Source organism: Microcoleus sp. S13C4 (genome assembly GCF_036700865.1).
Lineage (GTDB): Bacteria > Cyanobacteriota > Cyanobacteriia > Cyanobacteriales > Microcoleaceae > Microcoleus.
This window is the reverse complement of sequence record NZ_JAUBPS010000045.1, coordinates 55,191-58,744: the sequence shown is the minus strand read 5'-3', so window position 1 is coordinate 58,744 and position 3,554 is coordinate 55,191. Positions and strand designations below refer to the sequence as shown.

The 3,554-nt window shown below is 47.8% G+C and carries 2 protein-coding genes; both read left to right on the top strand.

Translation table 11 applies throughout. The features are described from left to right. Nucleotides 1-305: 305 nt before the first annotated feature. Entirely contained in the window at nucleotides 306-2,027 is a 1,722-nt protein-coding gene (locus tag QT996_RS19020; RefSeq protein WP_333048328.1) for a S8 family serine peptidase, read from the top strand. Nucleotides 2,028-2,344: 317 nt separating this feature from the next. Then, nucleotides 2,345-3,554: tetratricopeptide repeat protein (locus tag QT996_RS19015; protein ID WP_333048327.1), on the top strand; the 1,210-nt coding region annotated here is incomplete at its 3' end.

Here is a 3,554-nt window from a genome sequence, read left to right as displayed (position 1 = left end):
TCGCTGGCATTTATAATTATGAACTTTCTTTAAAGACTAAATTAGAGATCGCCTGAGACTTTCGCAAGAGGTCTAATTAATTCCCTGGCGGACTGTGGAATGAATCTTTGTTCGCGATCGCGTCTCAATCTTAAGGCTGATGGAAGTGAACCATCTACTCTACATATTCACCTACATTGCACTTTCCCGCAATCTATTTTGCACCCCGTACTCGATCGAGTCTGTGGGTAGAACGGATGATTTTTCGATCTGTGCTGCGTAAGATTTAAATCAAGAATGAATCTAAATATCTGAGGTTTTAAATTATGTTAGACATCACAACTACTCCTAACGATCGCCTTTATTTCAATCAACAGCCAAACGCGCTCGCCCCATCAACATTTCCGGTTAACAACGACTTGCTCAACGGAGCGATCGCTCCATTGAATGTTTCTAGTTATGGTGCTGAATCTAGCTTGACTAATCCCACAGCATCCAGCATCGATCGACAAACACAGATAGCAGATTTTATTGTAGGTGATGCAGGCCAGGGCCTCAGTTTCCCTGCGAGCGATCGAGTTACTGGCGATGTCGCCGATTCTCAACTAAAACCGCAGTCACAATCGGCGATCGCAAACGCAGATCCGCTAACAGGAACGATATCTGCTTCCCAGTTGAATTTCGCCGATTCAGGTAACTCTCTTTCGACAGCTCGTAATATTGTTGGTGTTGAGAAAGGTAGCATCAGCTTAACTGATTTTGTCGGAGTTGGAGATTCCGACGATTTCTATCGATTCGATATCAACACTAAGAGCAATTTTAGCCTGCGTCTAGACGGTTTGAGTGCGGATGCTGACGTATGGCTAATTCAAGATAAAAATAGCAACGGTGTAGTTGAAGAGGGTGAATTTATTAGCTCCTCTAATCATTCTGGCACTACCCCCGATGTGATTAATAAATTCAATCTGGCTCCTGGGACATACTATGTCCAAGTCGAGAGCTACTCAGGCTCTACCAATTACAACCTGAGTCTTTCTGCAACCTCTGTTCCTGTAGTGCCAGATATTACAACACCTAACGGTGTTTTTAATAGTAATTACGGCTACGGTTTGGTGAATGCAAATGCCGCAGTTTCTAGCACCTTAAACCGCTCAAGTCTTTTCCCTGCTCTTCCCAATTTGGGCGGAACTAATTGGACGCTAGATGTCATAAATGCACCGGAAGTTTGGAATCAGAACATTACAGGAAATGGCATTGTTGTAGCTGTCGTGGATACTGGTGTTGACTACACCCATCCTGACTTGGATGGCAATATTTGGCGGAACGCTGGTGAAATTGCCGGAAATGGCATTGATGACGATCGCAACGGATATATTGATGATATTCGGGGTTGGGATTTTGTGTCGGGCGACAACGACCCAATGGATCTGGGTATCAAGGGTCACGGGACTCACGTAGCAGGTTCGATCGCAGCGGAACGCAATAATTTTGGCATCACAGGAGTTGCGCCCAATGCTAAGATTATGCCTGTCAGAGTGTTGCCCGCCGTTGGTGGTGGCTCGTGGAATAATATTGCTGCTGGAATCCGCTATGCTGCCGATAATGGAGCAAATGTAATTAACCTCAGTATTGTTGGAGATGAGGTTGTCCCTTCCAACGTAGTAAATAACGCAATTCAGTATGCAAATAACAAAGGCTCTGTTGTGTTTATGGCAGCCGGAAATTCGGGCGACATCCAACCAGTTTATCCAGCTCGTAATGCCGATCGCTGGGGAATTGCAGTGGGCAGCATTGATGTAAGAGGCCGCATGGCTGATAGCTCTGACCGTGCGGGTTCCACACCTTTGGATTACGTAGTTGCTCCGGGAGTAGACATCTATTCTACAACTCCCTCTAACACCTATCAAAACATGAGTGGCACATCGATGGCAACGCCACAAGTAGCGGGTGTAGCGGCTTTAGTTTTGAGTGCAAATCCGAATTTAACTTCGGCTCAAGTTGAGTACATTTTGACGACAACAGCTAATCGGAATGGGTTGACAGGATAGCATTGCAAATCCCCACTTAAGTCCTGCGGACATTAATCGAGCATTAGAGCAGACGGCTCTGGATATGGACGATCTAAACACGCCCGGTTTTGATGTTGGATTTGACTATGCCATTGGATATGGTTTGATTCAAGCCGATCGGGCGATCGCTAAAATAGTCGTCTAATTCAGATTAGAGTCCCCATCCCTGCGGCGAGATCGGGGAGGCAGAGTAAACTTCTATGAAGGTCGATCGCCTGTGGCAGATTGAGGCGATCACACGACGACGGCAGAAAGAGCGATCGGGCTAATTCTCTAAATTCCAACTCTAGAATCCTATGCTGTATTCCCCATTTAAGCGGCTCAAATCGACCCACTCTAGGCTCACTAAGGTTTTCCTAGCTTCCATTTCCCTGTTCCTGCTTGCCACTATCCCCCTATTAACTACTCCTGACTCTCTCTTCCCAGCGATCGCTCAAACTACCGATCCTCGTAAAACCGAGGCCGATCGGCTCTTGCAGCAGGGCAAGCAACAGTATCAGACTGGCCAATTCCCAGAAGCGCTGAATTCCTGGCAACAGGCACTCCAAATTTATCGCGCCCTCAAAAACCGCCAGGGGGAGAGTCTGGCATTAAGCGGTTTGGGAGTCGCTTACCGCTCTCTGGGCAACTATGCCCAAGCCATTGAGTATACACAGCAAAATTTAGCCATCGCCCGCGAAATTAAAGACCGCCAGGGGGAGGCTATGTCACTGGGCGTTTTGGGAGATGCTTACCACTCTCTGGGCAACTCGGCCAAAGCCCTTGAGTATTCACAGCAGCGGTTAGCCATCGCCCGCGAAATTCAAGACCGCCAAGGGGAAGGTAGGGCACTAGGCGTTTTGGGAGTCGTTTACCGCTCTCTGGGCAACTCTGCCAAAGCCATTGAGTATTTACAGCAATATTTAGTCATCACCCGCGAACTTAAAGACCGCCAAATGGAGGGTAGGACACTAGACCTTTTGGGAGCCATTTACGGCTATGTGGGCAACTCGGCCAAAGCCATTGAGTATTCACAGCAAAGTTTAGCGATCGCCCGCGAAATTCAAGACCGCCAATTGGAGGCTGCGTCACTGGGCAGTTTGGGAATCGTTTACGGCTATCTGGGAAACTATGCCAAAGTGATTGAGTATGCACAGCAAAGTTTAGCCATCGCCCGCGAACTTAAAGATCGCAAAGAGGAGAGTGCAGCACTGGGCAATTTGGGAGGTGCTTACCTCTATCTGGGCAACTATGCCAAAGTCATTGAGTATACACAGCAGAGTTTAGCCATCGCACGCGCAATTAAAGACCGCCAGGGGGAGGCTATGTCACTGGGCAGTTTGGGAATCGTTTACCGCTATCTGGGAAACTATGCCAAAGCCATCGAGTATTCACAGCAGAGTTTAGCGATCGCCCGCGAAATTAAAGACCGCCAGGGGGAGGCTATGTCACTGGGCAATTTGGGACTCACTTACCACTCTCTGGGCAACTATGCCCAAGCCATTGAGTATTTGCAGCAAAAGTTAG